This is a genomic window from Dactylosporangium sucinum, assembly GCF_014647515.1.
Classification (GTDB): domain Bacteria; phylum Actinomycetota; class Actinomycetes; order Mycobacteriales; family Micromonosporaceae; genus Dactylosporangium; species Dactylosporangium sucinum.
In genome coordinates, this window is sequence record NZ_BMPI01000003.1 from 91,851 (window position 1) to 118,316 (window position 26,466).

The following is a 26,466-nucleotide window of genomic DNA, read 5'->3' on the forward strand; positions in this document are numbered from 1 at the left end:
TTCAACGTTTCGCCACTCGATGAACCGGCCGTGAATTTGATCTTGCGGCCAGTCGCAGCCTCCGTGCTGTTCTCAAGGCCAGATCACACGTTCCACAAACCAGATAAGGCCCATAACGGACACGCCGGCAGCAATTGTGCCGGTCGTCCAGAGACCGGCTTTCGGCACCCGGTGGCGCAGCACGATGAGGAGCGGAAAGACGACGGCGACAATGGCGAGCTGCACAACTTCGATACCGACGTTGAACACGAGCAACGACCACAGCAGCGTCCACGACCACGCCTCATTGATGCCCAGCGCTCCCGCGAAGCCCAGGCCGTGTACGAGGCCGAAGCAGAACACGACACCGAGGCGGGTCCAGCCCGCACGGTCCAGGCTGAAATGGCTGTGCCCGGCCGTCTCCAGGTCGGTCGCATGGCCGCCGCGCCGCCAGATCCGCCACAGGTGCCAGCCGGCGACCACGGCGATCGACAGCGCGATGACGGGCTCCACGACCCTCGCCGGCACGTCGACCAGGCCGAGGGCGGCGAGCATGAACGTCACCGAGTGCGCCAGGGTGAAGCTGGTGGCGGCGAGCACGATCTCCCGGAGGCGGCGCGACCCGGCGATGAGCGCGAGCAGGAACAGGACGTGATCGATCCCGGTCAGCAGGTGCTCGGCGCCCAGGCGGAAGAACTCCCAGAACCGCTCGTACCACGACTGGCCGGTCGAGAAGGACGGCCGCGCCGCGTCGAGGGCCGCGCTGCCCGAGCGCCCGTCGATCTCGTAGGTGACGATCGTCTTGGTGCCCTTGACGTAGCCCTCGGTGTCGGGGAACAGCACGCTGCGCACCTCGTGCTCGGCGCGCCCCTGCGGGCAGGCCCAGTCGAGCAGCAGCTTGGCGTACGGCACGCCCTCCTGCCGGCCCATCGTGAAGCCGCCCACCGGAGCCGGCGCGCAGGCCCTGCCGTCCGCGGTGACCGAGAGGCGCCCGGTGACGTACTGCACGACCGACGCCGCATGGGTGTCGAGTGCCGCGGCCTGCCGCTCGGTGTCACCGTCGTCGAATGCGGCGGTACCCGCCCGATAGAGCGGATCGTTGTTCTCGAAATCGGCGGCGGACACGACAAGAAGGTCGTACTCGAGTTCCACCGCCGTCCGGACACGGCCCTCGTCACCGGCGGTGATGTGAACGTATACGGTCGAGGTGAAACCGTGGGCGAACGCCGGTCCGGCGCTCAGTAGCGTCAGCACCGCCGCGGCTATCCCGGCGACAGTGACGAAAATGACAGAGCGGGCGCGTTGCAACATGCGGCTCCTTTACGTGGCCAGTGCACGTTGCACGTCATTGGCGAACACAAGCCGGACCGCCGACGAACCGCTGGAAAACAAACACCTGGATCGGCGCCCGGCGGGTTGAAGGCGGCCGGAACTGCGATAGGAATTACGCGCACATCCCGTCACCACCGGGGAGGACGATCGCCTTGCGCCGCCCGATTCGGGCCGTTGCCACGCTGGCCGCCGCCGCGCTCGTCGCCGGCTGCGGCGCCGCCGGCGACGACTGGTCCCGGCCGCACCCCAGTCCCGCTCCCGTCGGCACGCTCGGCCCGGGGTTCATCGACCCGTCCACCCCGCCCACCCCCGAGGGGACCGTCACGCCGGCGGCCGGTTCCTGGACCGGGGTCCACCCGTCGAGGGGCTACCGTGTGGTGCTGGTCACCGCGGGCGACGACCGCCCGACGCAGGAGCTCGTGACGGCGGTCAAGGAGTGGGCGAAGGCCGAGGACGTCGACCTCAGGACGATCGTCGCCAAGGACCCCCACGACCTCATCCCCACCATCACCGGGGCCATGGACATGGGCCCGGACCTCATCGTCAGCGCGGGCAACGACCTCATCGACCCCATGGCGACGGTCACCGCGAGCCACCTGTCGCAGCAGTTCCTCGTGGTGGGCGCGGAGCTGGCCGAGCCGACGCACAACGTCACGGCGGTCGACTGGTCCGGCGCGTCGTTCCGCGGCGAGGGGCTCGGCATGTCCTCGACCTACGACCCCGCCTCGTTCACCCCCGAGCGCTGCTCGGCCGCCATCCGGGCGGGTGTGGCGGCCGTGCTGCACAACTGGACCGGCATCGTGATCTGGCTCGACCACCTCTAGGTCGTAGGTCGGTGGGCCTCGTGCCGTTGTGAACCAGGCGACCCCGGGCACGCGCCAGGCGGTCGCGCGCCCGCGCCCGCTCCGGCTGACCCGCGCCCTCCCCGCCGTACCGCGCGTCGTGCTCCGCCACCGGATCCGTCACCGGATCGGCCATGCCGGCCGACCCTGGTGATGAGTTGTCGCGCCCGCAACCGTCATACCTACGACGGGGGCACGACGAGGCGGAAGGATGACGTGATGAGTGCGAACACGGGGCTGGAGGAGCTGGGCGTGAGCGGTCTGGGCGAGGTCGACGAACCGGCGTTCTCGGGGCTGGCGGAGCGGCACCGGCGGGAGCTGCACGTGCACTGCTACCGGATGCTCGGGTCCTTCGAGGACGCCGAGGACACCGTGCAGGAGACGTTCCTGCGTGCCTGGCGGCGGCGGGAGACCTTCGAGGGGCGCTCGACGTTCCGGGCCTGGCTGTACCGGATCGCCACCAACGCCTGCCTGGACCTGCTCGCCAAGTGCCGCCCGGAGCCGGCGACCGGCGGCGAGGTGCTGTGGCTGCAGCCCTACCCGGACCGGCTGCTCGACGAGCTGCCCGCGGGCGACGCGGACGAGCCGGAGGCCGTCGCCGTCGCGCGGGAGACGATCGAGCTGGCGTACCTGGTCGCGGTCCAGCACCTCGCGCCGCGCCCGCGGGCCGTGCTGATCCTGCGGGACGTGCTCGGCTGGCCGGCGAAGGACGTCGCGGAGCTCCTCGGGGACTCCGTCAACTCCGTGAACAGCGCGCTGCAGCGGGCCCGCGCCGGCATGCGGGAGCACCTGCCCGCCGAGCGGCAGGACTGGACCGGCGGCGAGGAGGACGCCGGGACCCGGGAGCTGGTGCGCCGCTACACCGACGCCAGCGTGGCCACGGACATCGACCGGCTCGCCGCGCTGCTGCGCGACGACGTCCGCTGCTCGATGCCGCCCACGCCGGGCCTGCACGTCGGCCGCGACGCGGTGGTGAACGACTGGGTCGAGAGCGGCTTCGAGGACCTGCAGCACCTGCGCGCCGTCCCCACCTCCGTGAACCGGCAGCCCGCCGTCGCCTTCTACCTCTGGCGGGAGCGGGAGGGCGCGTACCTGCCGCTGACGATCGACGTCCTGCGCGTCACCGGCGGGGCGATCACCGAGATCGTCACGTTCCACGACGACCAGTTCCCGCGGCTCGGGCTGCCGCAGCGCCTGCCGGCGGACGGCACGGAGTAGTCCCGGAGCGGACGCTCGCGCTGCGCGGTGCTCCGGCTCCGCGGCACCGGCGTCCGCGCCCTGCGCCACCCGGCCGTCGCACGGCGAGGGTGCGCATCGTCACGCCCAGGATCAGTCACCGGATGATGGAGGAACGACGTGAACGGCATGAACGACACCGGGGTCGCCGCAGGTCCGGCATCGGGCCGGACCAGCCGCACCCACCGATTTCGCGGGCTCGCGGGCACCGGCTTCGTTGCCACGCTCGCGGCGATGGTGGCCACCACCCTCGCCGCTGCGCTTGCCCGGGCCGTCGGCGTCGACTTCGAGATCCCCGATGGTGGCGAGACGATCCCGTTGCCCGGGTTCGCCGTGGTGACCGGCTTCTTCTCGGTCGTGGGCGTCGTCATCGCCGCCGCTCTGCTGCGTTGGAGCACTCGGCCCGCCGAGCGATTCGTGTGGACGGCAGTGTCGCTGACCGCGATCTCGTTGGTCCCGCCCCTCATCTCCGGGGCAGACGCCGCCGCCACCACCGCCCTCCTCGGGCTGCACCTCGTCCCGGCGGCGGTGATGATCCCCACCCTGGCGCGGAGCCTCCGCACCCGGACCGATTGACGATCCCGCAACGGAACAACACGCGGCGAACGGGCCCGCGCGAGCGCACCGACGTCGGGTGCGGGCGGCGGCGATCAGGCCTTGACGGCAATGGCTAATGGCATTAGCTTTAGGGCTATGGAGATGAGCTTTGAAAGTGGGCGGATCGCCTACGACGACACCGCCGGCGACGGACCCCTGGTGCTGTGCCTGCCCGGGATGGGCGTGACGCGGCAGACCTACGAGCCGCTCCGGCCGCTGCTCGTCGCGGCCGGCTACCGGGTCGTCACCATGGACCTGCGCGGCGCGGGGGAGACCGACGCGCGCTGGGCCGACTACTCGCCGCAGGCCATCGGCCGCGACGCCATCGCACTGCTCAAGCACCTCGACGCCGGGCCGGCGATCCTCGTCACCAACTCCTACACGGGAGCCACCGCCGTCTGGGCCGCCGCCGAGGCGCCCGAGCTGTTCACCGCCGTCGTGCTCGGCGCGCCGTTCGCGCGCGTCATGCCGAAGCAGAGCCCGTTCATGCGGGCCGCCCAGTGGGCGGTGACCACCTACCGTCCGCTGTGGATGATGTTCTGGGCGTCGCTGTACAAGACGCGCAAGCCGAACCCGCAGGAGCGCAAGGCGCTCAAGGCCAGTCTCGCCGAGCCGGGGCGGATGGCGGCCATCAAGGCCATGGGCGACGCCGACGTCTCGGTCTGCGAGGCGCGCATGCCCGAGGTTCGCACGCCGGCTCTGGTCGTCATGGGGACCCGGGACCCCGACTTCCCCGACCCGGCGGCCGAGGCCCGGCTCGTCGCGGGCCGCATCGACGGCAGCGTCGCGATGATCGACGGGGCCGGGCACTACCCGCACTCGGAGTTCCCCGAAGAGACGGCCGCGGCGGTGCTGGCCTTCCTGCAGGGCCGCCAGGATGCCTAGGGCCGGGCTCAACCGGGACGCCGTCGTCGCCGCCGCACTGGCGATCATCGACGACGGCGGGCCGGAGGCATTGACGCTGGCCGCCGTCGCCGCGCGGACCGGGGTGGCCACGCCCTCGCTGTACAAACACGTGAAGAACCTCGGCGAGCTGCGCAACCTGCTCGCCGTGCGGCTCTTCGACGAGTTCACCGACCGGGCCACGCGGGCGGTGCTGGGGCGCAGCCGAGACGAGGCGGTCGAGGCGCTCATGCGGGCCTACCACGAGTACGCCACCGAGCATCCGCACCGGTATGCGATCGTGCCCCAGCGGCCCGACCCCGACCCCGCGGTCCAGGCGGCGGGCGAGCGGTTCGTGGCGCTGTTCTTCGCGGTGCTGAAGGGCTACGGGCTCGACGACGACGAGCTGGTCCACGCCACCCGGGTCGCCCGCGCCACCCTGCACGGCTTCGCGATGCTGCAGATCGGCGGCGGGTTCGGCCTGCCGCAGGACGTCGCGGTGACCCACCAGCGGTTGATCGACACGGTGCTGGCGGGCCTGCGCGCTACTCGTGGGGGAGCAGGTAGCGCCAGTTGACCTGCATCGAGACCCCGGCCGGCGTCCGGAACACCGGCCAGCGCGACTGGTCGGGCCGCGGGACGGCCCGCATCAGCGCCTGCGCCTGCCGGTCGTGCAGGTCGAGCCGCGCCACGAACTCGTCCTTGCCCAGCCGTGGCACCGGCACCCCGGCCGGCCAGGGCTCGACGACGGCGGCAGCGGTCGGTTCGGCCGGGGAGAGGACGACGGCCACCATCCGCACCGCGGACGGCCGCCACGGCGAGCCCACCGCAAGGGCGCGGTCGCGGACGAGACTCAGGTGGTCGAGCAGCGCGTAGGCCGGCGCCGGGTACGCCTTGTCGGTGCGGGTCTCCTCCAGCCCCTCGAACTGCAGCGAGAACTTCCGGCTCGCGGCCCGGGCGGTGAACACGGTCGACGGCACGTCGGCGATGACCGGCGCGCCGGGCCGGCGCCGCGCGTTCGAGCGGTCGCGCAGCACGGTCGTGGCGTGGTTGCGCAGCGAACGCAGCGCCCCGCCGCCGATGCGCAGCCGCCGCGTGGCGTCCGCGATGACGACGCCGTCCTCGTACGCGGCCAGCCGCGGCGCCCGCAGCATGCTCCAGCCCGCCGGCACGAACCCGCCGGTCAGCTCCCACAGCACGAGCGGGCGGGGGCCGCGCTCCAGCGTGGCGGACGCCACGGCCGTGCCGCCGACCGCGGCCGTGATCCCGACCGCTCCCGCGGCCACCAGCAGACTCCTGCGGTCCATCCTCGCCTCCCGTCCCGCCGGGGCAGGGCGCCCCGGCATCACTGACGTTAACGACAAATCGGACAAAAGGCAGCGCGAAACCGGAATGGATACCAATCAGAGTCCCTTGGTATGGTTTGCCATGCGCATCTCGGCGAAGGCGGACTACGCGATCCGGGCGCTGGTCGAGTTGGCCGCGGACGTCCGGCGGCCGCTCGTCTGCGAGGGGATCGCCGCGGCGCAGCACATTCCCTACCGGTTCCTCAAGAGCGTGCTCCGCGACCTGCGGCGCACCGGGCTCGTGCGCAGCCAGCGCGGCTGCGAGGGCGGCTACTGGCTCGGGCGTGACGCGGCCACCATCACGCTCGCGGACGTGTTCGCGGCCGTCGACGGCGAGCTGCTCACCATCCACGGCACCGACCCGTCGGACGCTACGCGGGCCCCCGGCGTCACTGCCCTCTGGCGGGCGATCCAGGCCCGCACCGAGGAGGTCCTCACCGGCGTGACGATCGCCGACCTGCTCACCGACAACCCGCCGGAGCCCGCGGCCACGCTGCTCCGCCTGCCACTGGGAGCCCCAGCATGACCGAGCGCACGCCCGAGGACGCGCCCGACGGTGCCACCGACCACTGGCACGCCCCGCTGCGGCACATCCGCGGCGCCGGCCTGAGCGGCGACACCCGCCAGACGTCCGGGATGACCCGCCTGGAGGCGATCTCCGGCAAGACCGTCGGCTCGTCGAAGGTCTGGATGGGTCAGACGCACGTCGCCCCGGCCACGTCCTCGGGCGACCACCACCACGGCGAGACGGAGACCGCCATCTACGTCGTCTCCGGCAACCCGGTGTTCGTCTTCGCCGAGGGGGATCGGGAGGTACGGCTGGAGACCGAGCCCGGCGACTACGTCTTCGTCCCGCCGTACGTGCCCCATCGCGAGGAGAACCCCGGCGCGACCGAGGCCGTCGTCGTGATCGCCCGCAGCAGCCAGGAGGGCGTGGTCGTGAACCTGCCAAGCCTGTGGTCGCGGGCGGAGTGACCCTCACCGTCGTCGAGTACACCGACCCGATGTGCCCGTGGGCGTGGGGCTCCGAGCCCACGTTCCGCCGGCTGCGGGCGGCGCTGCCGGGCGCGCGGTGGCGGCGGGTGTTCGGCATCCTCTTCGACGACGGCGACGATCCCGCGCCCGACCCGGCGGCGGAGACGGCGTGGTACCACGGCCATCTCCAAAGGATCGCCGAGCACACCCGCGCGCCCTGGCCGGCCGTCCTGGAGCGGGTGGCGCTCACGAGCTGGCCGTCGTCGCTCGTCGCGCGGGCCGCGCAGGCGCAGGGCTCCGTCGTGGCCGAGCGGGTGCTGCGCCGCCTGCGCGAGACCGTGTTCCTGATGGGTCGCCCGGCCGACACGCCGGAGCGCGCCCTGCGGGCCGTCGACGGCATTCCCGGCCTCGACCACGACCGCCTGGCGGCGGACGCGGCGTCCGCGGGCGTGCGCGCGTCGGTCACCGCGGACCGGCGGGAGTGTCGTTCGCCGGTACCGGAGGTGCTGCGCATCGACGACCCCGGCCCGCACAACGGCCGGGCGAAGCCGGTGGACGACGACGGCCACCGGTACGCGCTGCCCACCCTGCTGTTCCAGGGCCCCGCCGGACGGGCGGTGGTTCCCGGCTGGCGCCCCTACGCGGAGTCCACGGCGGCGGCCGAGCGGGTCGCCCCCGGCTCGGTGCGCGAGCCGGTCCGGCTGTCCCCGGAGGAGGCGCTGCGGCGGTACGCCAGCCTGACCGAGGCGGAGGTCGGCGCCCTCGCGTCGCTGCCCGGCGCTGTGTCCCTCGACACGCCCGGCGGCCGGGTCTGGCTGGCCGAAGACGAGGCCAGGACCCATCCGGCGCTGCGCTGACGACCCGCTCAACTCCTACAAAGCCCATCTGATTTGTCTCGAAACATAGGACACTTCTTGATGGCTATTGACGAGAGTTCCGGCGCCTCCGCATGATGGGCGCATGACCTCGACCCACCCCGGCGTGGCACGGCGCTACGTCGATCTCCGGCGCACCGCAAGCGCCCTCTGTCGATAAGTCATTCCCCTCGGGCCCGATGAGCCCGCGCCTGTGAGCACACGCACCCGCGGCCGAGCGCCGGCGGACGAGTCAGCGCACCCAGAAACAGCACCCATGGAAGGGCCCCCATGAAGACAGACATCAGCCGCCGGTCGTTCCTCGGCCTCGGCGCCGCCGCCGGTGCCGCGACGCTGCTCGGTGCGTGCGGCGACGGCACCGTCCCGGGCGCCGCCGGCGGCGGCACGCTCAAGTGGGGCTGGGCCCTGACCACCAGCTGGGACCCGGTGACCAGCTCGGCCGGCTGGGACGTGCACGTGCTGTCCCTGGTGTACGCCGGGCTCACCAAGCTCGACGAGCGCGGCGACGCGGTACCGGCCCTCGCCACCGGCTGGAAGTACAACGCCGACGGCACCGAGGTCGCCTTCACGCTGCGGCCCGGCCTCAAGTTCTCCGACGGCACCCCGCTCGACGCGACCGCCGTCAAGAAGAGCCTCGAGCGCGGTCGCGACCTCCCCAAGTCGCTCGTCGGCCCGCAGCTCGTGAACGTCGCGGCGGTCGAGGCGCCGGACGGCGGTACCGTCGTGATCAAGCTCAAGGCGCCCGACTTCCAGATCCCCAACCTGCTGGCCGGCAAGACCGGCATGATCGTGAGCCCGAAGGCGTTCGAGAGCGACGCCGCCGCCCTCGCCACCCAGCCCGTCGGGGCCGGCCCGTTCACGCTCACGGCGTACACCCAGAACGCCAAGGCGGTGTTCGCCCGCAACCCCGACTACTGGGACGCGGCCAGCATCAAGCTCCAGCACTTCGAGGCCTACCCGCTGCCCGAGGCGGCGACCGTCGTGGCCGCGCTGCAGTCCGGCCAGTACGACGTGGCGCAGATCCCGGGCAGCCAGGTCGAGGCGGCCAAGGCGGCCGGCCTGCAGGTGCAGGTCATCCCGTCGCTCGTCGTCGCCGTGCTCGACGTGAACATCACGAAGAAGCCGTTCGACGACCCGAAGGTCGCCGAGGCCCTCCGCTACGCCGTCGACCGGGCCGCGCTGCTGAAGACCGCGCAGTTCGGCCACGGCGACGTCGCCTACCAGCCGTTCCCGAAGAACTACGTCGGCTACGCCCCGGCCCTCGACGGCATCTACGCCTACAACCCCGGCAAGGCCCGTCAGCTGCTCGCCGAGTCCAGCTACCAGGGCGCGCCCGTCGACGTCGTCATCACGACCGCGGCCGCCGCCGGCGTGCCCGAGCAGCTGCAGTCCCAGCTGCAGGCCGTCGGGTTCAAGCCCACGATCGAGGTCATCCCGCAGGCGCAGGCCACGCAGCTGGTGTACGTGCAGCACGCCAAGGCCCTGTTCGTCGACCAGTTCGCCGGCCGCGACTCGGCGGTGCAGGCGTTCCAGGTGCTGTTCGGCAAGGAGGGCCTGATGAACCCGGGCCGCCAGCAGCCGCCGGAGCTCGCCGACGCGCTGGCCGTGGTGAGCCGGACCCCGCTCGACTCGCCGGACTACGCGAAGGTGCTCCAGGAGGCGACGTCGGTCGCGGTCCGTTCGATGCCGAACGTCTTCCTCTACAGCGTGCCCCGGATCCTGGCCCGCCGGCCGAACGTGTCGGCGATCCCGGAGTTCACCGTCGTCCAGCGGTTCGAGGGGGTGACCGTGGCATGACCCGCCGGCTCGGGCCCACGCTCGCGACGCCCGTCGTCGTCTTCGTCCTGGCCTCGCTGCTGACGTTCGGGCTCGGCGCGCTGTCGCCGAGCAACCCGGCGGCGGCCGTCCTCGGCGAGACGGCCACCGCGGCCGACATCGCCCGGATGAACCACGAGTTCGGGCTCGACCGGCCGTTCCTGGCCCGCTACGCCGACTGGCTCGGCGCCTCCCTCACCGGCGACCTGGGCCGCTCGTACTTCACCACGATCCCGGTGTCCGACAGCATCTTCGCCGCGCTGCCGGTCGACCTGACGCTCGCCGGCCTCGCCGTGCTCCTCGCGGTGCTGCTCGGCGGCGCCGCCGGGATCGGCGCGGCGCTGCGCCAGGGCGGCCGGTTCGACCGGGCGGTCACGTTCGTCGCCTCCGGGCTCGGCACGCTGCCGCCGTTCGTCGTCGGCATCGGGCTGATCGTGGTCTTCTCCGTGCTGCTCGGCGCGCTGCCCGCCGGCGGCTACGTGCCGATCGAGGCCGGGTTCCTGCCGTGGCTGCGGTTCGCGATCCTGCCGGCGCTCGCGCTCAGCCTTGACATCGCCGCGTCGATCGCCCGGCAGCTGCGCACCTCGCTCGTCGGGCAGCTCGGCGAGAACTACGTCACGGGGGCCGTGGTCCGCGGGCTCGGCCCCCGCCGGGTGCTGTTCCGCCACGCGCTGCGCAACGCGGTCGGCCCCGCCCTCACCGTGCTCGGCATCGGCGTGCCGATGGTGCTCGGCGGCGCCGTCGTCACCGAGAAGATCTTCAACCTGCCCGGCGTCGCGCGGCTCGCCCTGCAGGCGTCCGAGCAGCACGACGTGCCGCTGATCCAGGGCACCCTGCTCGTCACCATCACCGTCGTGCTGGTCTGCAACACCCTGGTCAACCTGGCCCTGCTCCGGCTCACCCCGCAGGGAGGCCGCCAGTGAGACGCACCGCGATCGGCGTGCTCGCCGTGGTCGCCGTCCTCGCCGTCGCCGGCGGGGCGATCGCGCCGCACGACCCGCTGCTGCAACAGCCCGACCTGGCGCTGCGCGGCCCCAGCCTCGCCCACCCGTTCGGCACCGACTACCTCGGACGCGACGTGTTCAGCCGGCTGCTCGCCGGCACCGGCACCACCGTGCTCGCCGCGCTCCAGAGCGTCGGCGTCGGCCTGCTCCTCGGCGTCGTGCCCGGGCTCGCGTCGCTGTGGCTGGGCCGCACGGTCGAGTGGCTGCTGCTGCGTGCCGCCGACGCCCTCATGACCCTGCCGTTCATCGTGTTCGCGGTCGCCGTCACCGGCATCCTCGGCAACGGCCTGACCCAGGCGATGATCGCGATCGGGGCGCTGTTCGCGCCGCTGTTCTTCCGGGTCACCCGGGCGGCCGGGCTGCGGCTCACCCGGGCGCAGTACGTCGAGGCCGCCGAGCTCTTCGGCGCCTCCCGCACCCGGATCCTGCGCACCCACGTCTGGGGCAAGGTGCTGCCGACCGTCGCCGTGACCGCGGCCCAGGCGACCGGCGGCGCGCTGCTCGCCGTGTCGTCGCTGACGTTCCTCGGCATCGGCGTCAAGCCGCCCGCGCCGACCTGGGGCGGCGTGCTCGCCAGCGACCTCGGCTTCCTGGCCCAGCAGCCGTGGGCCCCGGTCATCCCCGCCGCGCTGATCATGGTGACCGTCGCGGCCCTGAACGCCCTCGCGGACCACACCACTTCGAAGGAGCGGGTCGATGCCGGTCTTGCGCGTTGACGACCTCGACATCACGGTCGCCGGTCGGGGTCCGGCGGTACAGCACGTGTCGTTCACCGTCCACAAGGGAGAGTCGGTCGGCCTCGTCGGCGAGTCCGGCTCCGGCAAGACCCTGACCTGCCGGGCCGTGCTCGGCGTGCTGCCGCCCGGCGTCGCCGTCACCGGCGGCCGGATCGAGCTCGACGGCACCGCGCTGACCGGCCTGGACCGCCGGGGCTGGGACCGGATCCGCGGCAACCGGCTGGCCGCCGTGTTCCAGGATCCGGCGTCGTACCTCAACCCGTCGCTCACCGTCGGCCGCCAGCTCGCCGAGCAGCTGCGGCTCAAGCGCGGCCTGCCCCGCCGGGCGGCCCGGGCCGCGGCCGTCGAGCTGCTCGCGGCCGTCGGCATCCGGCGCGCGGAGGCGGTCGTCGACCAGTACCCGCACGAGCTGTCCGGCGGCATGCTCCAGCGCACGCTCATCGCCATCGCGGTCGCCGGCGAGCCCGAGCTGCTCGTCGCCGACGAGGCCACCACCGCCCTCGACACGGCCGTGCAGGCCGAGGTGCTGGAGCTGCTGCGCCGCCTGCGCGCGGAGCGCGGCCTGGCCCTGCTGCTCGTCAGCCACGACCTCGCCGTCGTCGCCGAGGTCTGCGACCGGATCGTGGTGTTCTACGCCGGGGAGGTCGTCGAGCAGGGCCCCACCGCCGAGGTCATCGCCGGCCCGCGGCACCCGTACACCGAGGCACTGCTGCGCGTCGCGTCGCTCGGCGACTGGCGCCGCCGCGAGCTGGAGGTGATCCCCGGCCGCCCGCCGGAGCTGGGCGCGCCGCCCGCCGGGTGCCGGTTCGCCGAGCGCTGCGCCCACGCCACGGACGCCTGCGCCACGCCCGTCGCCCTGTCCACGCTCGACGGCGACCGGCAGGTGCGCTGCCACCGGGCGGCCGACCTCGCGCTGGTGGGCGCCCGGTGAGCGCGCTGCTGTCGGTCGAGGACCTCGACGTCACCTACCGCCGCCAGCGCGTCCTGGCCGGGGTCTCGCTGACCGCCGGTACCGGCGAGATCCTCGGCATCATCGGCGAGACGGGCTCCGGCAAGACCACGCTCGCCCGCGCCGTCGTCGGGCTCGCGCCGGTCACCGCCGGGCGGATCCGGTTCGCCGGCACCGACCTCACCGGCCTGCGCGGCCGCGCGCTGCGCGACTGGCGGCGCACCGGGCAGGTGCAGTACGTCTTCCAGGACCCGCTGCGCGCCCTCGACCCGCAGCACACCGTGGCCACCATCGTCGCCGAGGGCCTCGCCGTCGCTGGCCGCCCGGTCGGCGACCGGGTCGAGTGGGCGCTGAGCCAGGTCGGCCTGGACCCGGCCCTCGCGGGCCGGACGCCGGGCCGCATCTCGGGCGGCCAGCGGCAGCGGGTGCTGCTGGCGCGGGCCATCGCGATGCGCCCGCGGCTGCTGCTGTGCGACGAGCCGGTGAGCGCGCTGGACGCCTCGAACCGCAACCACGTCCTGCGCCTGCTCGCCGACCTGCGCACCACCGCGGACGTCACGGTCGTGGTCATCTCCCACGACCTGAGCTCCCTGGCCGGCATCGCCGACCGGGTCGCCGTCCTCTACGGCGGCCGGCTCGTCGAGCACGGCCCGGCCGAGGAGGTGCTGGCCAACCCGCGCCACCCGTACACGGCCCTGCTGACCGCGTCGGCCCCGAGCGTCCGCCGCGACCACCCGATCCCGGCGTCGGCGCTGCGCCGCCCGGCCGGCGCCCCGCCGGTCCCCGGCGACGGCTGCCCATACGCGAGCCGCTGCCCCTTCGCCACCGGAGCGTGCGCCACGGTGCCCGCGCTGTCCACCGTGGACGGTGGCCGCGCGGTCGCCTGCCACCACCCGTTCTCGCTACCCGTAAAGGAGACCACGCCATGACGGTCGAGTTCATCGGCATGATCGGCACCCAGCACGCCTCCGAGATCCATGCGCCGAGCGGACCGGTCGTCGATCCGGCGTACACGCGGCGCTTCGCCCGCGCCCACGAGGACGCCGGCTTCGACCGGATCCTCATCGGCTACGGCTCCGGCTGGCCCGAGGGCGGCCAGGTCGCGGCCCACGTCGCCGCCCACACCGAGCGGCTCGGGCTGCTCATCGCCCACCGGCCCGGGTTCGTCGCCCCGACGCTCGCCGCGCGCCAGTTCGCGACGCTCGACCAGTTCAGCGGCGGGCGGGTCGCGGTGCACACGATCACCGGCGGCAACAACGCCGAGCAGCGGCGCGACGGCGACTACCTCGACAAGGACGACCGCTACGCCCGCACGGACGAGTACCTCGAGATCCTCCGCCGCGCGTGGTCCTCGCCCGAACCGTTCTCCTACGAGGGGAGGTTCTACCGGTTCGAGGACTTCGCCGCCCACGTCCAGCCGCAGCATCGGATCCCGCTGTACTTCGGGGGCTCGTCGGAGGCGGCGTACCGCGTCGGCGGCAAGCACGCCGACACGTTCGCGCTGTGGGGCGAGCCGCTGAAGGAGACGGCCGAGCAGATCGCCTCCGTCCGCGCGGCCGCCGCGGCCGCCGGCCGGGCCGAGCCGCCGGGCATCAGCGTCTCGTTCCGCCCGATCCTCGGCCCGACCGAGGAGCTGGCCTGGGAGCGGGCGCACGCGATCCTCGACACCATCGTGACCGGCCGGTCGAACTGGCCGGCCCGCGCCTGGCGCACCGACGGTCCGCCGGAGAACGTCGGCTCGCAGCGGCTGCTCGCCGCGGCCGAGCAGGGCGACGTGCACGACCGCGCCCTGTGGACCGCCCCGGCGAAGGCCACCGGCGCCGGCGGCAACTCGACCGCGCTCGTCGGCACGCCGGAGACGGTGGCCCGGGCGCTGCTCGACTACGTCGACATCGGCGTGACGACGCTGCTCATCCGCGGGTACGACCCGCTGGACGACGCGATCGACTACGGCCGGCACCTCCTCCCGCTGGTGCGCCAGGAGCTGGCCCACCGCGCCGCCACCGCCGCGCCGGCGGCCCTCGCGGCGGGTGCCCGGTGACCGCGACGGTGGGCGCGCCGGTCGTGGCCGGCGCCCGCTGGGACCCGCCGGCCGCGATCGCGGTCCGGGGCACCCTGCTGATCCTGCCGGGCCGGGGCGAGCACGCCGGGGTCTACGACCGGTTCGGCCGGCGGCTCGCCGTGGACGGGTACGCGGTGCGCTCCGTCGCCCCGGCCACCGCCGCCGCGGCCGTCGGCGAGGCGGTGGCCCCGGTGGTGCTGGTCGGCTCGGACGAGGGCGCCCTGCACGCGCTGAGGCTGGCGGCAACCCTCGCCGTGGACGGCGCCATCGTGGCGGGCACGCCGTGGTCCGGGGCCGCGCCGCCCTCGGCGCGGACCGCTCCGGAGCTTCGGTCGGTCGACCGACCGAACAGCTCGGGCCTGGTCGGTCGACCGACCGAAGGTAGTAGCTTGAGCTCGGTCGGTCGACCGACCGAAGACGGCTTGGGCTTGGTCGGTCGACCGACCGAAACGGGGGACCCGGGCCGGCTGCGTACCGGCGGCTGGGATGCCGAGCTGGAGGCCCGCAGCGCCTGCCCGACCCACCAGGCCCGGCTCACAGGCGACACCGGGTTCCGCCGCGGCGCGCTGACCGAGCCGCTCCCCGCCGGGCTCCGGGAGTCCGTCGACCCGGGCGCGGTGGCCGTGCCCGTCCTCGTCGTCCACGGCGAGGCCGACCCGGTGACCCCCGTGGACGCGGCCCGCGCGCTGGCCGCCGCCCTGCCCCAGGCCGAGCTGGCGACCGTTCGCGCCGGCCGGCACGACGCGCTGAACGACATCACCCACCGCACGGTCGCCGCCCACGTCGTCCTATGGCTCGAACGCCTGCGGGCGGACCGGGCGGTGACCCCGATCCTCACCGTCACCCGACCCGCTTGAGGGGGCGGGTGGCGACCGGACGCCTGGTCGCCACCCGCGGGGGTGGGGTTGCGCTGCCGGCCGGCCCGTCGGCGTCGGGCCGGCCGGGCCGTGCCCCGTCCGCTCCGCGCGGCCGTCGGCGTCGGCCGTGCGGAGCGGAGGACTCCGGACGAGCGGTCAGGCGTTGTACACGCGGAACTCGGAGACCTGGCCCGCCGGCCAGCCGGTGTTCGCCGTGAAGTTCAGCCTGAGGTACCGGACGGTCGCCGTGCTGGCGAAGACGATCGTCGCGGTGTTGCCCGTCGCCGGGTTGAACGTGTAGCCGGCCGAGCCCACGATCGTGGTGAACGAGCCGCCGTCGGTGCTGCCGGTGACCGACAGCGTCTGCGTGCGGGTGCCCCAGGCCGACGACGGCGGCAGGGTGAGCACGATCCGCTTCGTGGCGACGGCGCTGCCGAGGTCGACCTGCAGCCACTGCGGGAACGCGTTGTTCGCGCTCTCCCAGTAGGTGTCGGTGTTCCCGTCGGTGGCGTTGCCGCTGCCGTACACCTGGGTGTGGCTGCTCTCGGCGGTCGGCCGGCCGGCGGCCAGGTTGACGTTGCCGTTCGGCGGCGCCGCGGTGGTGACGTTGACGATGTTGGACGGGCCGGAGCCGTTGCCCGCGGCGTCGAACGCGGCGACCGTGAACTGGTAGGCCGTCGAGGCGGTCAGGCCGGTGACCGTGAAGGCGAGCATGGTGGTGGTGCCCACGACGGTACCGCCGCGGGACACCCGGTAGCCGGCGACGCCGACGTTGTCGGTCGACGCGTTCCAGGCGAGCGCCACGGTCGTGTCGGTGGTGCCGGTGACCCGCAGGTTGCCGGGCACGGACGGGGCGGTGGCGTCGGGGCCGGTCGGGAACGTCGGGGTGAACCGGGTCGCGGTCAGCGTGACCTGCCCCTTGAGCATCCGCCCGCCGTCGTTGGTGAGCCGCAGGTAGTAGTCGGCGGAGCAGGGCGTGCCGTCCTCGTCGAGCGCCCGCATGCCCGAGTTCGTCGGCTGGAAGGCCGCGCTCTCGGCCGTCTTGGCGATCTGGTTGCCCTCGTTGAACTCGTCGAACATCGAGATGTAGACGCTCTGCACGCCGGCGCGGGTGTGGTTGTAGAACTGCCGCCACATGAGCTCGCCGTGGCGGCGGTGGCCGGCCGCGAGGTCGCCGGGGATGATGCAGGGCTGGTAGTCGATGCCGCGCGGGTTGAGGTCGGCGAGGTCGGGCAGCACGCGGTTCTGGTAGAACCAGTCGGCGCCGTTGTTGTCGCTGATCCGCCCGACCATCCACGGCGAGATCATGTTGAACGCGTGGTAGACGTCGATGAAGCCGGGCCGCGAGTCGTCGGTGCCGAGCCGCCAGTGGGTGGGCACGCCGCCGATGACGTAGCAGCCCTGGTTCTTGAACCAGTTGATGACGTCGAGGCAGGCGGCCGGCTGGAACGGGCGGCCGTCGTCGTTGAAGCCGAAGCCCCAGATGCACACGACCGGCTTGCCGTTCTGCCGCGCGTAGGCGGGGGAGGACGTGTACGCCGACATCTTGGTGGTCCAGTCGGTCTTGATCTCCGACTGCATGTTCAGCCACCAGGTGACGTCGTACATGATGTAGAACTTCCGCCCGTAGGCCTCGGCGGACTGCCGGACCTTGGCCGCCATCGCGTCCCGGGTCGGCCCTTCGCCGCCGAAGGGGTTGAAGCGCTGCAGCGCGGCCGTGTCCTGGCCGTTCTGCTGCATCCAGCGGAAGTGCGTGTCGACCGTCTGCTGGTCGTACGACGAGAACAGGTTCGCCGGCTGGCCGTTGCCGAGGTTGGCGAAGTTGGACCGGTAGCCGCGGGTGAAGTCGCGCATGTCCGGCCAGCAGGTGATCGAGCACGCGCCCGGTGCCGGGGACTGCGACCAGTTCGGGCTGTAGTGCCACCAGCCGTTGATCGGGGCGCCGTCGCCGATGCAGGCGAACCAGCCCTGGTAGCCGACGGTGACCTTGCCGACGACGTCGCCGGGCGGGCTGGCGGCCGCGGCCGGGGTGGCGCCGGCGGCGAGCGGCAGGCCGGTCGCGGCGGCGCCGGCCAGCGAGGTCGCGATGACGGAGCGGCGGGAAACTCCCATGTGGACTCCTCGGGTGGACCGGGCCCGGGAGCGCACGGCGGGGCGGACCCGGTGGCGGCCGGGTCGTCGGCGTCGGCGCTCTTCAGGTCGGTTGACGTGGGGACGGCGGGCTGGGCGGGCCCGCCGGACCGGCACTGAGCAGCCCACGCGAGGCGCGCGGTTGGCGGTGCTGACCATGTCGGCTTCTGCGGCAAAGCTTGCCAGCAAGCCGCATCACAACGCAAGACTTCGATGTAAGTCTTGCAAGTTCTTACCGCTGATGTAGTCGATCACGAACCATGGGTCGACGTAGGCGTCGTCCGGCTTGGCCGGGAAATCGAAGACCGCGAGCATCATCTGCATCGGATAGGTCGGCGGCCCGGCGCATGAGCGCACCGTGACGCCGTCGACGGAGAAGGTGACCGCCGCGGGCGTCCAGTCCACCGCGTACGTGTGGAACTCGCCGACGTCGATGTCCAGCCGCGGCGCGGCGAAGTCCTCGGTGACGGCCGGGTCGCGGAACGCGTGCAGGCCCATGCCGACGGCTTGCGCGGCGTCGCCGAACACCTCCATCACGCAGATCTCGGCGCACCGCTCCGGCTCGTCCTCCAGCCCGACCAGCCACCAGGCGGCCATCGTGCGCGCGCTGAGCACCGCGCGGGCCCGCAGCTCGAGGTGCCCGCCGGCCGGGGTCCACCCGCGGAACGCGGGCTGCGCCTCGCGGACCACCGCCCCGTCCCGCCAGGGCTGCTGGCCGCGCGTGCCGCCGACCGGGCCGGACCAGTTGCCGGACTGGATGCCGGACACCCGCAGCGGCGGCTCGTGCTCGCCGGGCAGCCACAGCCCCTGGGCCGGCGGGATCGTCAGCCACAGGCAGGAGTCCCGGACCTCGTAGGTGGCCCGGGTCGCGGCCCGCGAGCTCCACGCCGGCAGGTAGTGCGGCAGCCAGGCGGCGGGATCGAGCCCGGAACCGTCGAAATGATCCTCGAAATCCATGGCACCATCAATCTATGCGGCTCGCGGTGCACGCGCTCGTCGGAATGCCCATGGTCGTGTTCGGCGCCCTGCTGCAGCTCGGGCAGTCCGTCCCGCACCTGCGCGCCTTCGGTGCCGCGCTGATCGTCGCCGGCTCGATCCTGGCCTGGTTCGGGGTGAGTGGGAAGGGTGTCGGCGCCATCGGCTGGTCCGCGGTCGGCGGGCTCGCCGCCGCCGGGCTCGCGGCCAGCCTGTTCTTCGTGCGCGAGGACATCGGCTGCATGTTCTGCTACCACCGCGGCCAGGGCTACCCGTGGGGGTTCGTGCACACCGGCTTCACCCACGACGACATGCCGACCGTGGAGCGGGCCCACGAGCTGATGGCCGAGCGGCCGGGCATCGCGTCGCGGTCGTTCGACGCCTTCGGGGCGGCGCTCGACGCGGTCTTCTGGGCCTCGGTCGCCCTGCCCCTGGTCACGGTCGTCGCCCGGGTGCGGGCCGCCTTCCGCCACTCGTCCGAGGTCATGGCGAAAGCGCCGACAGGTAGCGGTACAACACCTTCTTGAGCTCGGCGATCACCGCCGGCCGCTCGTCCGGCGCCGCCGCCAGCGCCATCGGCAGCATGGCCTGGAAGATCTGGATCGCGACCCGGGCCGTGCGGGTGCGCTCCTGCGCGGTCAGGCCCGGCGCCTTCGCGGCGATCACCGACTCGACCCGGCCGAGCAGGGCGGCCTGGATCGGCTCGGCCGCGGCGGCCAGTCCGGGCGGCATGTCGGGGCGGGCGAACAGCGCCTTGAACCCCGGGTTGGCCACGTTGAACGCGAGGATCGGCTCGACCGTGCGGTCGACCACCTCGGGCCAGTCCAATGTGGACACCGGGGTGCCCAGCAGCGCCGCCTCGTGCGCCTCACGCATCTGGGTCACGAACCGCCCGGCCAGCGCGGCGGCGATCGCCTCCTTGTTGGCGAAGAACTGGTACAGCGAGCCGGGGGAGACGCCCGCCTCGGCGGCGATCGCGATCCTGGCCCGGCAGGCGCTCGCCGACCACTTCGGCACCGGCAGCCCCAACGTCGCGCTGCTGGTCACGGCCCGCGACGGTGACGTCGACGCGATCGCCGCGGCCGGCACCCGGCTCACCGGGGAGCTGCGCGCGTTCGCGGGCGTCGGCGACGCCTGGTCGTACTGGACCCGCGGCAACCCCGAGACCCTGCGCAGCGCCGACCGCCGGCAGGCGCTCGTGCTGGCCTGGCTGCCCGGCAGCGCCGACGAGGTGCGCCGCGGCGTGCTGCCCGCGCTGACCCCGGCGTTCACCCGCGAGGACGCCGAGCTCACCGTCGTCGTCGGCGGCGGCGACGAGGTGTTCCGGCAGGTGATGCAGCAGGCCCGCCAGGACTTCCTCCGCGCCGAGCTGGTCATCCTCCCGCTCGTGGTGCTCATGCTGTGGTGGGTGTACCGCCGCGTCGCCGCCGCCCTGGTCACCCTCGGCATCGGCCTGTTCGCGGTCGCCGGCTCCCTCGCCCTCCTGCGCCTGGTCGTCGCGGCCGGCGTCGACGTCTCCACGTTCGCGTCGAACATCGCGCTGGCGATGGGCATCGGCCTCGGCGTCGACTACGGGCTCTTCATGATCTTCCGCTTCCGCGAGGAGCTGCCGCACGGCCCCGGCGCCGTCGGCCGGACGGTCCGCACCGCCGGGCGCACCGTGGTCTTCAGCGGGGCCACCGTCGCCGCGTCCGTGGCCGTGCTGTTCGCGTTCCCGTTCCCGTTCCTCAGCTCCTTCGCGTGGGCCGGCCTCGCCGTCGTGCTCGCCGCCGTCGCCGTCGTGCTCGCCGCCGTCGCCGGCGCGGTCGTCGTGCTGCCGGCCGCCCTGGCGCTGCTCGGCCGGCGGGTCGACGCGGCCCCGCGGGCCGAGCGCTTCTGGGGCCGGGTCGCCGCGCGGGTGGTGCGCCGCCCGCTGCGCTACGGCGGCGTGGCCCTGGCGCTGCTCCTGCTGCTCGGCGCGCCGGTGCTGGGCATCCGGTTCGGCCTGCCCGACGACCGCGTGCTGCCCTCGTCTGCGCCGGTGCGCCAGCTGTACGACCAGATCCGCGCGGGGTTCGCCCAGGAGGAGGCCGACGCCGTGGGCTGACCGACTACCGCGACGGCGTCACGCGGCGCCTGCCGCTCGTCGCCGGCCTCATCGTCGCCGTCACGTTCGCGGTGCTGTTCCTCATGACCGGCAGCGTGGTCGCGCCGCTGAAGGCCGCCGTGCTCAACGCGTTGAGCCTGTCGGTCATGTTCGGCGCGCTCGTGTTCGTGTTCCAGCAGGGCAACCTCAGCGGCCTGCTGGGCTTCACGCCGACCGGGTCGATCGAGCCCAGCGTGCCGATCCTGATGTTCTGCATCGCCTACGGCCTCTCCATGGACTACGAGGTGTTCCTCCTGGCCCGGATCAAGGAGTCGTACGACCGCACGCGCGACCCGGTCGGCTCGGTGCCGGCCGGCATCGCGCGCAGCGCGCCGCTCGTCACCGCCGCGGCGGCCGTCATGGCGGTGTCCTTCGCGGCGTACGCGACCGGCCGCGTGGTCTTCCTCCAGCAGCTCGGCATCGGCATGGCCCTCGCGGTGCTCGTCGACGCGACCCTGATCCGCGGCCTGCTCGCCCCGGCCCTGATGCGCCCGGCCGGCCACGCCAACTGGTGGGCCCCGGCCCCGCTGCGCCGCCTGCACCGCCGCATCGGCCTCACCGAGAGCGACGGGGCGGCGCGGCCGGCGCTCGTCGGCCAGAATGCCGGATCATGACTCCGATCACCGCGATCGACCTGACCGGCTTCGAGCAGGTCGACGAGCTCGCCTGGCGGGACGAGCACGGCACCGTCCTGACGCTGCACTTCTTCGACCTGCGCCCGGACCTGCCGGCGCCGCTGCACGACCTGCCCGCGTTGCAGGCCGGTCTCGCCCGGAACACGGCGGCGCAGGGCGCCGGGCTCATCGAGGCGGTCGGCGAGCCGGTCGACGGCACCCCGGCCGTGCGGCAGCTCGTCAAGATCCCGCACTGGCAGGGCCACGGGCTGGTGTTCCTCGGCTCGTACATCCTTCCCAAGGCCACCTGCAGCGTGATGTTCAAGCTGCAGGCGGCCGAGCTGGGCACGACCGGGTTCCGGGAAGCGTTGATCATGGGCCAGCTCGGGCCGGAGCACGCCTTCCTGCGCTCGCCGTACGCACCCGAGCTGACCGGCGGGCTGCCGTTCCTCCAGGCCGACGACGAGCGGTACGACGCGATGTTCCCCGAGCATCCGCTCACCCTGGTCCGCGGGCTGCTACGCCGGCTGCTGCCGAGCGTCCGGCTCGACGAGGACTTCAAGGCGCTGCCGGCGTTCGAGTAGCAGCCCGCCGGCGGCGCCGCCGAGGGCGAGCGCCGCCATCAGGCCGCACACCGGCGCGGCGCCGCCCGCGAACGCGGCGCCTGCCGCGGCGACGCCGAACGCGCCGCCGAGCTGGCGGAGCGTGCTGAACGTGCCCGACGCCTTGGCCATCTCCGGCGGCGCGACCCGGCTCACCACGGCCCGGGTCGCCGCCGGGACGGCGAGCGTGATGCCGAGGCCCATCAGCGCGGGCGCCGCGACCGGGAACGTCGGCGCGGCCGCCAGCCAGCCGAGGGCGGCCGCGAGGACCATGCCGCCGGCGGCGATGAGCGAGCGCTCGCCGAAGCGGTCCGCCCAGGCGCCGGCCCGCGGGGCGAGCAGCAGCGGCGCCACGCCGATCGGCAGGAGACGCAGTCCCGCCGAGAGTGGGCTCTGGCCGTACGACTCCTGCCACATCTGGGCCAGGAAGAAGATGGCACCCGTGAGCGCCGCGTTGACGAAGAAGATCGCGACGTTGCCCGCCGCGAACGGGCGGGAGCGGAACAGCCGCAGCGGCAGCATCGGCGCCGCCGCCCGCCGCTCCCACAGCACGAACGCCACCGCGCCGGCGAGCCCGGCCGCGGCCGCGATCGGTTCGCCGCGCACGAGCGACCAGGTGAGCCCGAACGCCGCGACGGCCGCGAGGACCAGGCCGGGCAGGTCGATCCTGGCCGGTGCGCCGCGGTGCTCGGCGGTGCGGGTCAGGACGAGGGGGATCGCGGCCAGCCCGACCGGCAGGTTCAGCCAGAAGATCCACTCCCAGGCCAGCCCCTGGGCGACCGCGCCGCCGACGACCGGTCCGACGACCGCGGCCAGGCCGGTCACCCCGCCGTACACCCCGGTCGCCCAGCCGCGCCGCTCCGGCGGGAACGCGGCGTTGAGCGTGGCCAGGGCGAGCGGCATGATCACCGCGGCGCCGGCGCCCTGGACGGCCCGGGCCGCGATGAGGGCGCCGGCCGACGGCGCCAGTGCGCACGCCGCCGACGCGGCCGTGAACAGGCCGAGGCCGGCCGCGAACATCCGGCGCCGGCCGAACCGGTCGCCCAGTGCCGCGCCGGTCAGCAGCAGGACGGCGAAACTGAGCGTGTAGGCGTTGACGGTCCACTCGAGCTCGGCGAGCGAGGCGCCGAGGTCGCGGCGGATACTGCTGAGCGCGGTGGCCACGACGAGCATGTCGAGCACGACCATGAATGACGCGGCTGAGCTGAGCCCGAGGGCCCATCGCTGTGTTCTCATGCCCGTGCAGACACCGCCGCGACGGTTTTCCGGTCGCCGCGGTGTCAGCATGGTGGTGATGAACGCTGAGCTGGTGGCCCGGGCGCGGGCGGGGGACGGGGCCGCGTTCGGTGCGCTCGTCGAGCCGTACCGCCGGGAGCTGTACGTACACTGCTACCGCATGCTGGGATCGGTCCAGGACGCCGAGGACGTGCTCCAGGAGACGCTCACCGCGGCGTGGCGCGGCCTCGACGGCTTCGCCGGACGGTCGTCGGTGCGCACGTGGCTGTACCGCATCGCGACCAACCGCTGCCTCAACTCGGTGCGCGACGCGTCGCGCCGGCCGGTGTCGGTGTTCCCGCCGGACGTCGTGCCGCCGACGCCGACCCGCATGGCCGAGCCGCTGTGGGTGCAGCCGGTCCCCGACGCGCTGCTGCCCGAGGCGCTCGCCGAGTCGCGGGAGGCCGTCTCGCTCGCGTTCATCACCGCGGTACAACTGATGCCTGCGCGCCAGCGGGCGGTGCTCGTGCTGCGCGACGTGCTCGGGTTCCGCGCGGCCGAGGTCGCCGACCTGCTCGACACCACCGAGGACGCGGTGAACGCCGCCCTGCGCCGCGCCCGGTCGGTGCTGCCCGCCCCGCCCGCCGAGCGCCCCGGCACCGCCCGCGAGCAGGCCGCCGCGGGCCGGTTCGCCGAGGCGATCGAGAGCGGCGACGTCGACGCGGTGGTGTCGCTGCTCACCGACGACGCCTGGCTCACGATGCCGCCGGCGCCGCACCAGTACCAGGGCCGGGCGGCGATCGCCGACTTCCTCCGCCGCGTGGGCTTCCGCAACGGCCGCCGCTACCGGCTGGTCCCGGTGGGCGCGAACGGCCAGCCGGCCTTCGGCGCCTACATCCGCGAGGGCGACGACCCGGCCTGGCACGCCCACGGCCTGCTCGTGGTGACGGTGGCGGGCGACGCGGTGAGCGCCTTCACCCGCTTCATGGACAACGCGGTCCTGCCCTGGTTCGACCTGCCCGCACGTCTCTAGATCAGGGGTTGGTTGCGAAGCGCGTTGACCACGGACGTCGACGGCTCGCCGTCCGGCCGCATCGTCACCAGCACGGCCAGCCAGTGCTCGCGCGCGCCCAACTCGGCCACCCGCCGAAGCCCGTCCTCGATCCCCGTTACGCCGCCACGATACGCCGGTTGCCGGTGACGGGCGGCGGCCGCTAGGAGTCCGCGATCTTCACCAGGGCCGCGCGCAGGCGGGCCAGGTCGTCGGCGCCGAGCAGGGCCGCGAAGTCCTCGTCCACGGCGGACATCGCGGCCGGGGCCGCGGCCAGGAACGCGGTGCCGCGGGGGCTCAGCGCGGCGACCACGGCCCGCTGGTCGCCCGGGTCCGGACGGGTCGCCAGGTAGCCGAGGGATTCCAGCTCGCGGACCAGCCGGCCGGCCATCTGGCGGGTCATCCCGGCCTTGGCCGCCAGGTCGGTGATCCGCATCTCCGCGTCCTCGGCCAGCGCCGTGAGCACCGGGACGTGGCCGAGGCGGACGTCCGCGTAGCCGCTCGCCTGGAGCCGGGCCAGCGACGCCGCCTGGGCGCGGCGGTGGGCATGCAGCAGCAGCCGGCCGATCGGCAGATCATCGTCGGGCATACGAAACCCCGTTTACAAAATGAGAAACCTGGTTTAGTTTCTCTCCCATGACTTCCGCAGTGAGTATCGTGCGTGCGGCCGACGCGCCGCGCTTCGAGTTCGGCGGCGCGCGGTTCACCGTGTTCGCCGGCCCGTCCAACGGCTCCGCGCAGCAGTGCGTCTGGCGCCTCACCGTGCCCGCCGGGCGCGACTCCACCCCGCACACCATCGACCGTGACGAGGTGTTCATCGTTCTGTCCGGGCAGGTCCGCGTCACGCCGGACGGCGACCTGCTCGGCCCCGGCGACTCGGCGGTCGTCCCGGCCGGGGCGCCGATCGCCGTGGCCAACCCGACCGGCGAGCCGGCGGAGGTGTACGTCGCGCTGCCGGCCGGCTTCACCGCCTACGGGGCCGACGGGGCGGTGATCGGCACGCCGCCCTGGGCCGCCTGAGCCGCGTACGCGCCCGGCGTCACGCCGAGGTGGCGCCGGAAGTGGCGGTGCAGGTGGGCCTGGTCGTGGAAGCCGGCCAGCGCCGCCGCCTCGGCCGGCCGCGCGCCGGACAGCAGTAGCCGGCGGGCGTGCTCGATGCGCCGGCTCACGAGGTACCGATGGGGCGGCAGGCCGAACGTGGACGTGAACGCGCGGACCAGGTGGCCAGGGTGGCTGCCCAGCAGGGATCCGGCTTCCCGCAGGGTGATTCCCTCGGCGGTACGGGCATCGAGCAGCTCGCGCAGGCCGTCCGCCAGGCGACGGGGCAGCGGTACCGCCGGATCGGCGTGATGCCGGTCCAGATGCGCCTGCAATCGGCCGCGGATGAGGGCGAGCCGGCTCTCGGCCTCCAACTCGTCGCCGGGGCGCAATGCCTCGTGCAGCTGGTGGATGCGCCGGCGCAGCAGCGGGTCGTCGAAGCCGGGGTGGTCCACGGCCGCCCCGGCCAGGCGGGTGTCGAGGATGTCGGGCTCGAGGTACACGACCCGCTTGCGGAACCCGCGGTCGGTCGCGGCGCGGCCGTTGTGCGGCACGTTCGGCGGCAGGATGGTGACGCTCGCGCCGGCCGCGCCGCGGCGGTGGCGGTCGAGGTCGAAGCGGATCGCGCCGTCGTCGACGATGAGCAGCGTCCAGGCGTCGTGGACGTGCAGCGGATACGCGTGGTCGACGAAGTGCGCGTGGAACACCTCGGTGACGCCGGGGACCGTCGGGCGCCAGGCCGTGACCAGCTCGGTGGTCATGTACACAACGTACAAGACGGGCCCGCTCGCGCGAGGGCACCGTGAGGTGCATGACCTCCTCCTTTCCCACCAAGATCGCCGTACTGCTCCGCGACGACCTGGCGGTCTGGCAGCGGCTCAACGTCACCGCATTCGTCGTCAGCGGTATCGCGGGCACCCAGCCCTCGCTGCTCGGTTCGGACTACTCGGACGCGGACGGCACCCCGTACCTGCCGATGTTCGGTCAGCCGGTGATGATCTTCGAGGGTGCCTTCGAGACGCTTCGCGCGGCACACGCGCGGGCCGTCGAGCGGGGCGTCGCGTGTGCAGTTTTCACGGAGGAGCTCTTCAAGACCGGCAACGACGACGACAATCGCGCGGCCGTCCGGGCGGTGCCGCGCGCTGAGCTGCGGCTCGTCGGACTCGCCGTGCACGGGCCGAAAAACTCCGTGGACCGGATCCTGAAAGGGGCCCGACTGCACGGTTAG

31 protein-coding genes are annotated in these 26,466 nt (G+C 73.7%); 23 read left to right on the forward strand and 8 right to left on the reverse strand.

Annotated features, from left to right (window positions below):
* Positions 1 to 72 precede the first annotated feature (72 nt).
* Positions 73 to 1,104, reverse strand: coding sequence for a HupE/UreJ family protein (locus tag IEZ31_RS03075; protein ID WP_229834048.1), 1,032 nt, complete (start codon positions 1,102 to 1,104; stop codon positions 73 to 75).
* Positions 1,105 to 1,463: 359 nt separating this feature from the next.
* Between IEZ31_RS03075 and IEZ31_RS03080 the strand changes: the two genes are divergently transcribed.
* From IEZ31_RS03080 to IEZ31_RS03100, 5 genes are all read left to right on the forward strand, one after another.
* Entirely contained in the window at positions 1,464 to 2,135 is a 672-nt protein-coding gene (locus IEZ31_RS03080) for a type 1 periplasmic-binding domain-containing protein (RefSeq protein WP_190248159.1), read from the forward strand.
* A gap of 237 nt (positions 2,136 to 2,372) precedes the next feature.
* Positions 2,373 to 3,371, forward strand: a complete 999-nt coding sequence (locus IEZ31_RS03085; RefSeq protein WP_190248160.1) for an RNA polymerase subunit sigma-70 — start codon at positions 2,373 to 2,375, stop codon at positions 3,369 to 3,371.
* Positions 3,372 to 3,518: 147 nt separating this feature from the next.
* A complete protein-coding gene (locus tag IEZ31_RS03090; RefSeq protein ID WP_190248354.1) occupies positions 3,519 to 3,965 on the forward strand; it encodes a DUF6069 family protein in 447 nt (148 codons plus the stop codon).
* A 123-nt stretch (positions 3,966 to 4,088) separates the two neighbouring features.
* Positions 4,089 to 4,871: an alpha/beta fold hydrolase gene (locus tag IEZ31_RS03095; RefSeq protein ID WP_190248161.1), complete on the forward strand. Its 783-nt coding sequence runs from the start codon at positions 4,089 to 4,091 to the stop codon at positions 4,869 to 4,871.
* On the forward strand, positions 4,864 to 5,445 hold the full coding sequence (locus tag IEZ31_RS03100) for a TetR-like C-terminal domain-containing protein (protein WP_190248162.1): 582 nt from the start codon (positions 4,864 to 4,866) through the stop codon (positions 5,443 to 5,445). The genes IEZ31_RS03095 and IEZ31_RS03100 overlap by 8 nt, the downstream gene beginning before the upstream one ends.
* On the opposite strand, the gene IEZ31_RS03105 is transcribed toward IEZ31_RS03100, so the two are convergent.
* Positions 5,414 to 6,175: a hypothetical protein gene (locus tag IEZ31_RS03105; protein WP_190248163.1), complete on the reverse strand. Its 762-nt coding sequence runs from the start codon at positions 6,173 to 6,175 to the stop codon at positions 5,414 to 5,416. The two genes, IEZ31_RS03100 and IEZ31_RS03105, sit on opposite strands and share 32 nt — an antisense overlap.
* Positions 6,176 to 6,296: 121 nt before the next feature.
* Between IEZ31_RS03105 and IEZ31_RS03110 the strand changes: the two genes are divergently transcribed.
* The 11 genes from IEZ31_RS03110 to IEZ31_RS03155 all read left to right on the forward strand — a co-directional run bounded on the left by IEZ31_RS03110 (position 6,297) and on the right by IEZ31_RS03155 (position 15,488).
* Positions 6,297 to 6,740 carry an RrF2 family transcriptional regulator gene (locus tag IEZ31_RS03110; protein WP_190248164.1) on the forward strand — a complete coding sequence of 148 codons (444 nt, stop codon included), beginning with the start codon at positions 6,297 to 6,299 and terminating at the stop codon, positions 6,738 to 6,740.
* The gene (locus IEZ31_RS03115; protein WP_190248165.1) at positions 6,737 to 7,189 is read left to right on the forward strand and encodes a cupin domain-containing protein; all 453 of its coding nucleotides are present in this window, start codon (positions 6,737 to 6,739) and stop codon (positions 7,187 to 7,189) included. The genes IEZ31_RS03110 and IEZ31_RS03115 overlap by 4 nt, the downstream gene beginning before the upstream one ends.
* A complete protein-coding gene (locus tag IEZ31_RS03120) occupies positions 7,186 to 8,046 on the forward strand; it encodes a DsbA family oxidoreductase (RefSeq protein ID WP_229834049.1) in 861 nt (286 codons plus the stop codon). Before IEZ31_RS03115 ends, IEZ31_RS03120 begins: the two co-directional genes overlap by 4 nt.
* Positions 8,047 to 8,149: 103 nt before the next feature.
* Positions 8,150 to 8,224 (forward strand): putative leader peptide, encoded by a 75-nt coding sequence (locus IEZ31_RS59325; protein WP_350544119.1) that lies wholly within the window; start codon positions 8,150 to 8,152, stop codon positions 8,222 to 8,224.
* Positions 8,225 to 8,334: 110 nt separating this feature from the next.
* Complete coding sequence (locus tag IEZ31_RS03125; protein WP_190248166.1) at positions 8,335 to 9,861, forward strand: ABC transporter substrate-binding protein; 1,527 nt, start codon at positions 8,335 to 8,337, stop codon at positions 9,859 to 9,861.
* Positions 9,858 to 10,802 (forward strand): ABC transporter permease, encoded by a 945-nt coding sequence (locus IEZ31_RS03130; RefSeq protein ID WP_190248167.1) that lies wholly within the window; start codon positions 9,858 to 9,860, stop codon positions 10,800 to 10,802. Before IEZ31_RS03125 ends, IEZ31_RS03130 begins: the two co-directional genes overlap by 4 nt.
* Positions 10,799 to 11,599 (forward strand): ABC transporter permease, encoded by an 801-nt coding sequence (locus IEZ31_RS03135; protein ID WP_229834051.1) that lies wholly within the window; start codon positions 10,799 to 10,801, stop codon positions 11,597 to 11,599. The genes IEZ31_RS03130 and IEZ31_RS03135 overlap by 4 nt, the downstream gene beginning before the upstream one ends.
* Positions 11,580 to 12,551, forward strand: a complete 972-nt coding sequence (locus IEZ31_RS03140; RefSeq protein ID WP_190248168.1) for an ABC transporter ATP-binding protein — start codon at positions 11,580 to 11,582, stop codon at positions 12,549 to 12,551. Before IEZ31_RS03135 ends, IEZ31_RS03140 begins: the two co-directional genes overlap by 20 nt.
* Entirely contained in the window at positions 12,548 to 13,498 is a 951-nt protein-coding gene (locus tag IEZ31_RS03145; protein ID WP_190248169.1) for an ABC transporter ATP-binding protein, read from the forward strand. Before IEZ31_RS03140 ends, IEZ31_RS03145 begins: the two co-directional genes overlap by 4 nt.
* On the forward strand, positions 13,495 to 14,610 hold the full coding sequence (locus IEZ31_RS03150) for an LLM class flavin-dependent oxidoreductase (RefSeq protein WP_190248170.1): 1,116 nt from the start codon (positions 13,495 to 13,497) through the stop codon (positions 14,608 to 14,610). Before IEZ31_RS03145 ends, IEZ31_RS03150 begins: the two co-directional genes overlap by 4 nt.
* Positions 14,607 to 15,488 (forward strand): alpha/beta hydrolase, encoded by an 882-nt coding sequence (locus IEZ31_RS03155; RefSeq protein WP_190248171.1) that lies wholly within the window; start codon positions 14,607 to 14,609, stop codon positions 15,486 to 15,488. Before IEZ31_RS03150 ends, IEZ31_RS03155 begins: the two co-directional genes overlap by 4 nt.
* Positions 15,489 to 15,644: 156 nt before the next feature.
* Here IEZ31_RS03155 and IEZ31_RS03160 read toward each other — a convergent pair whose 3' ends face one another.
* Positions 15,645 to 17,600: a glycoside hydrolase family 99 protein gene (locus tag IEZ31_RS03160; RefSeq protein ID WP_190248172.1), complete on the reverse strand. Its 1,956-nt coding sequence runs from the start codon at positions 17,598 to 17,600 to the stop codon at positions 15,645 to 15,647.
* Positions 17,601 to 17,813: 213 nt separating this feature from the next.
* Entirely contained in the window at positions 17,814 to 18,575 is a 762-nt protein-coding gene (locus IEZ31_RS03165) for a glycoside hydrolase family 16 protein (RefSeq protein WP_190248173.1), read from the reverse strand.
* A 14-nt stretch (positions 18,576 to 18,589) separates the two neighbouring features.
* On the opposite strand from IEZ31_RS03165, the gene IEZ31_RS03170 reads away from it, so the two are divergent.
* Positions 18,590 to 19,120 (forward strand): hypothetical protein, encoded by a 531-nt coding sequence (locus tag IEZ31_RS03170; protein WP_190248174.1) that lies wholly within the window; start codon positions 18,590 to 18,592, stop codon positions 19,118 to 19,120.
* Here IEZ31_RS03170 and IEZ31_RS56025 read toward each other — a convergent pair.
* Positions 19,077 to 19,610 carry a TetR family transcriptional regulator gene (locus tag IEZ31_RS56025; RefSeq protein WP_229834057.1) on the reverse strand — a complete coding sequence of 178 codons (534 nt, stop codon included), beginning with the start codon at positions 19,608 to 19,610 and terminating at the stop codon, positions 19,077 to 19,079. The two genes, IEZ31_RS03170 and IEZ31_RS56025, sit on opposite strands and share 44 nt — an antisense overlap.
* On the opposite strand from IEZ31_RS56025, the gene IEZ31_RS56030 reads away from it, so the two are divergent.
* Genes IEZ31_RS56030 through IEZ31_RS03185 form a run of 3 tightly spaced genes read left to right on the forward strand, consistent with a single transcriptional unit; the run spans position 19,516 to position 21,916 of the window.
* Positions 19,516 to 20,679 (forward strand): MMPL family transporter, encoded by a 1,164-nt coding sequence (locus IEZ31_RS56030; RefSeq protein ID WP_229834058.1) that lies wholly within the window; start codon positions 19,516 to 19,518, stop codon positions 20,677 to 20,679. The genes IEZ31_RS56025 and IEZ31_RS56030 overlap by 95 nt on opposite strands.
* A 50-nt stretch (positions 20,680 to 20,729) precedes the next feature.
* Positions 20,730 to 21,332: an MMPL family transporter gene (locus tag IEZ31_RS03180; protein ID WP_229834162.1), complete on the forward strand. Its 603-nt coding sequence runs from the start codon at positions 20,730 to 20,732 to the stop codon at positions 21,330 to 21,332.
* The gene (locus IEZ31_RS03185) at positions 21,329 to 21,916 is read left to right on the forward strand and encodes a hypothetical protein (protein WP_190248176.1); all 588 of its coding nucleotides are present in this window, start codon (positions 21,329 to 21,331) and stop codon (positions 21,914 to 21,916) included. The genes IEZ31_RS03180 and IEZ31_RS03185 overlap by 4 nt, the downstream gene beginning before the upstream one ends.
* On the opposite strand, the gene IEZ31_RS03190 is transcribed toward IEZ31_RS03185, so the two are convergent.
* Positions 21,851 to 23,170 (reverse strand): DHA2 family efflux MFS transporter permease subunit, encoded by a 1,320-nt coding sequence (locus IEZ31_RS03190; RefSeq protein WP_190248177.1) that lies wholly within the window; start codon positions 23,168 to 23,170, stop codon positions 21,851 to 21,853. The two genes, IEZ31_RS03185 and IEZ31_RS03190, sit on opposite strands and share 66 nt — an antisense overlap.
* Positions 23,171 to 23,228: 58 nt before the next feature.
* Here IEZ31_RS03190 and IEZ31_RS03195 point away from each other — a divergent pair, with 58 nt between their 5' ends.
* Positions 23,229 to 24,182, forward strand: a complete 954-nt coding sequence (locus tag IEZ31_RS03195; protein ID WP_190248178.1) for an RNA polymerase subunit sigma-70 — start codon at positions 23,229 to 23,231, stop codon at positions 24,180 to 24,182.
* A 181-nt stretch (positions 24,183 to 24,363) separates the two neighbouring features.
* Here the strand turns inward: IEZ31_RS03195 and IEZ31_RS03200 are convergent, their stop codons facing one another.
* Positions 24,364 to 24,789 (reverse strand): MarR family winged helix-turn-helix transcriptional regulator, encoded by a 426-nt coding sequence (locus IEZ31_RS03200; RefSeq protein WP_190248179.1) that lies wholly within the window; start codon positions 24,787 to 24,789, stop codon positions 24,364 to 24,366.
* Between the two features lie 59 nt (positions 24,790 to 24,848).
* On the opposite strand from IEZ31_RS03200, the gene IEZ31_RS03205 reads away from it, so the two are divergent.
* Positions 24,849 to 25,220 (forward strand): cupin domain-containing protein, encoded by a 372-nt coding sequence (locus IEZ31_RS03205; protein WP_229834061.1) that lies wholly within the window; start codon positions 24,849 to 24,851, stop codon positions 25,218 to 25,220.
* On the opposite strand, the gene IEZ31_RS03210 is transcribed toward IEZ31_RS03205, so the two are convergent.
* A complete protein-coding gene (locus IEZ31_RS03210) occupies positions 25,172 to 25,999 on the reverse strand; it encodes an AraC family transcriptional regulator (protein ID WP_190248181.1) in 828 nt (275 codons plus the stop codon). The genes IEZ31_RS03205 and IEZ31_RS03210 overlap by 49 nt on opposite strands.
* A 50-nt stretch (positions 26,000 to 26,049) precedes the next feature.
* Between IEZ31_RS03210 and IEZ31_RS03215 the strand changes: the two genes are divergently transcribed.
* Positions 26,050 to 26,466, forward strand: coding sequence for a DUF2000 domain-containing protein (locus IEZ31_RS03215; protein ID WP_190248182.1), 417 nt, complete (start codon positions 26,050 to 26,052; stop codon positions 26,464 to 26,466).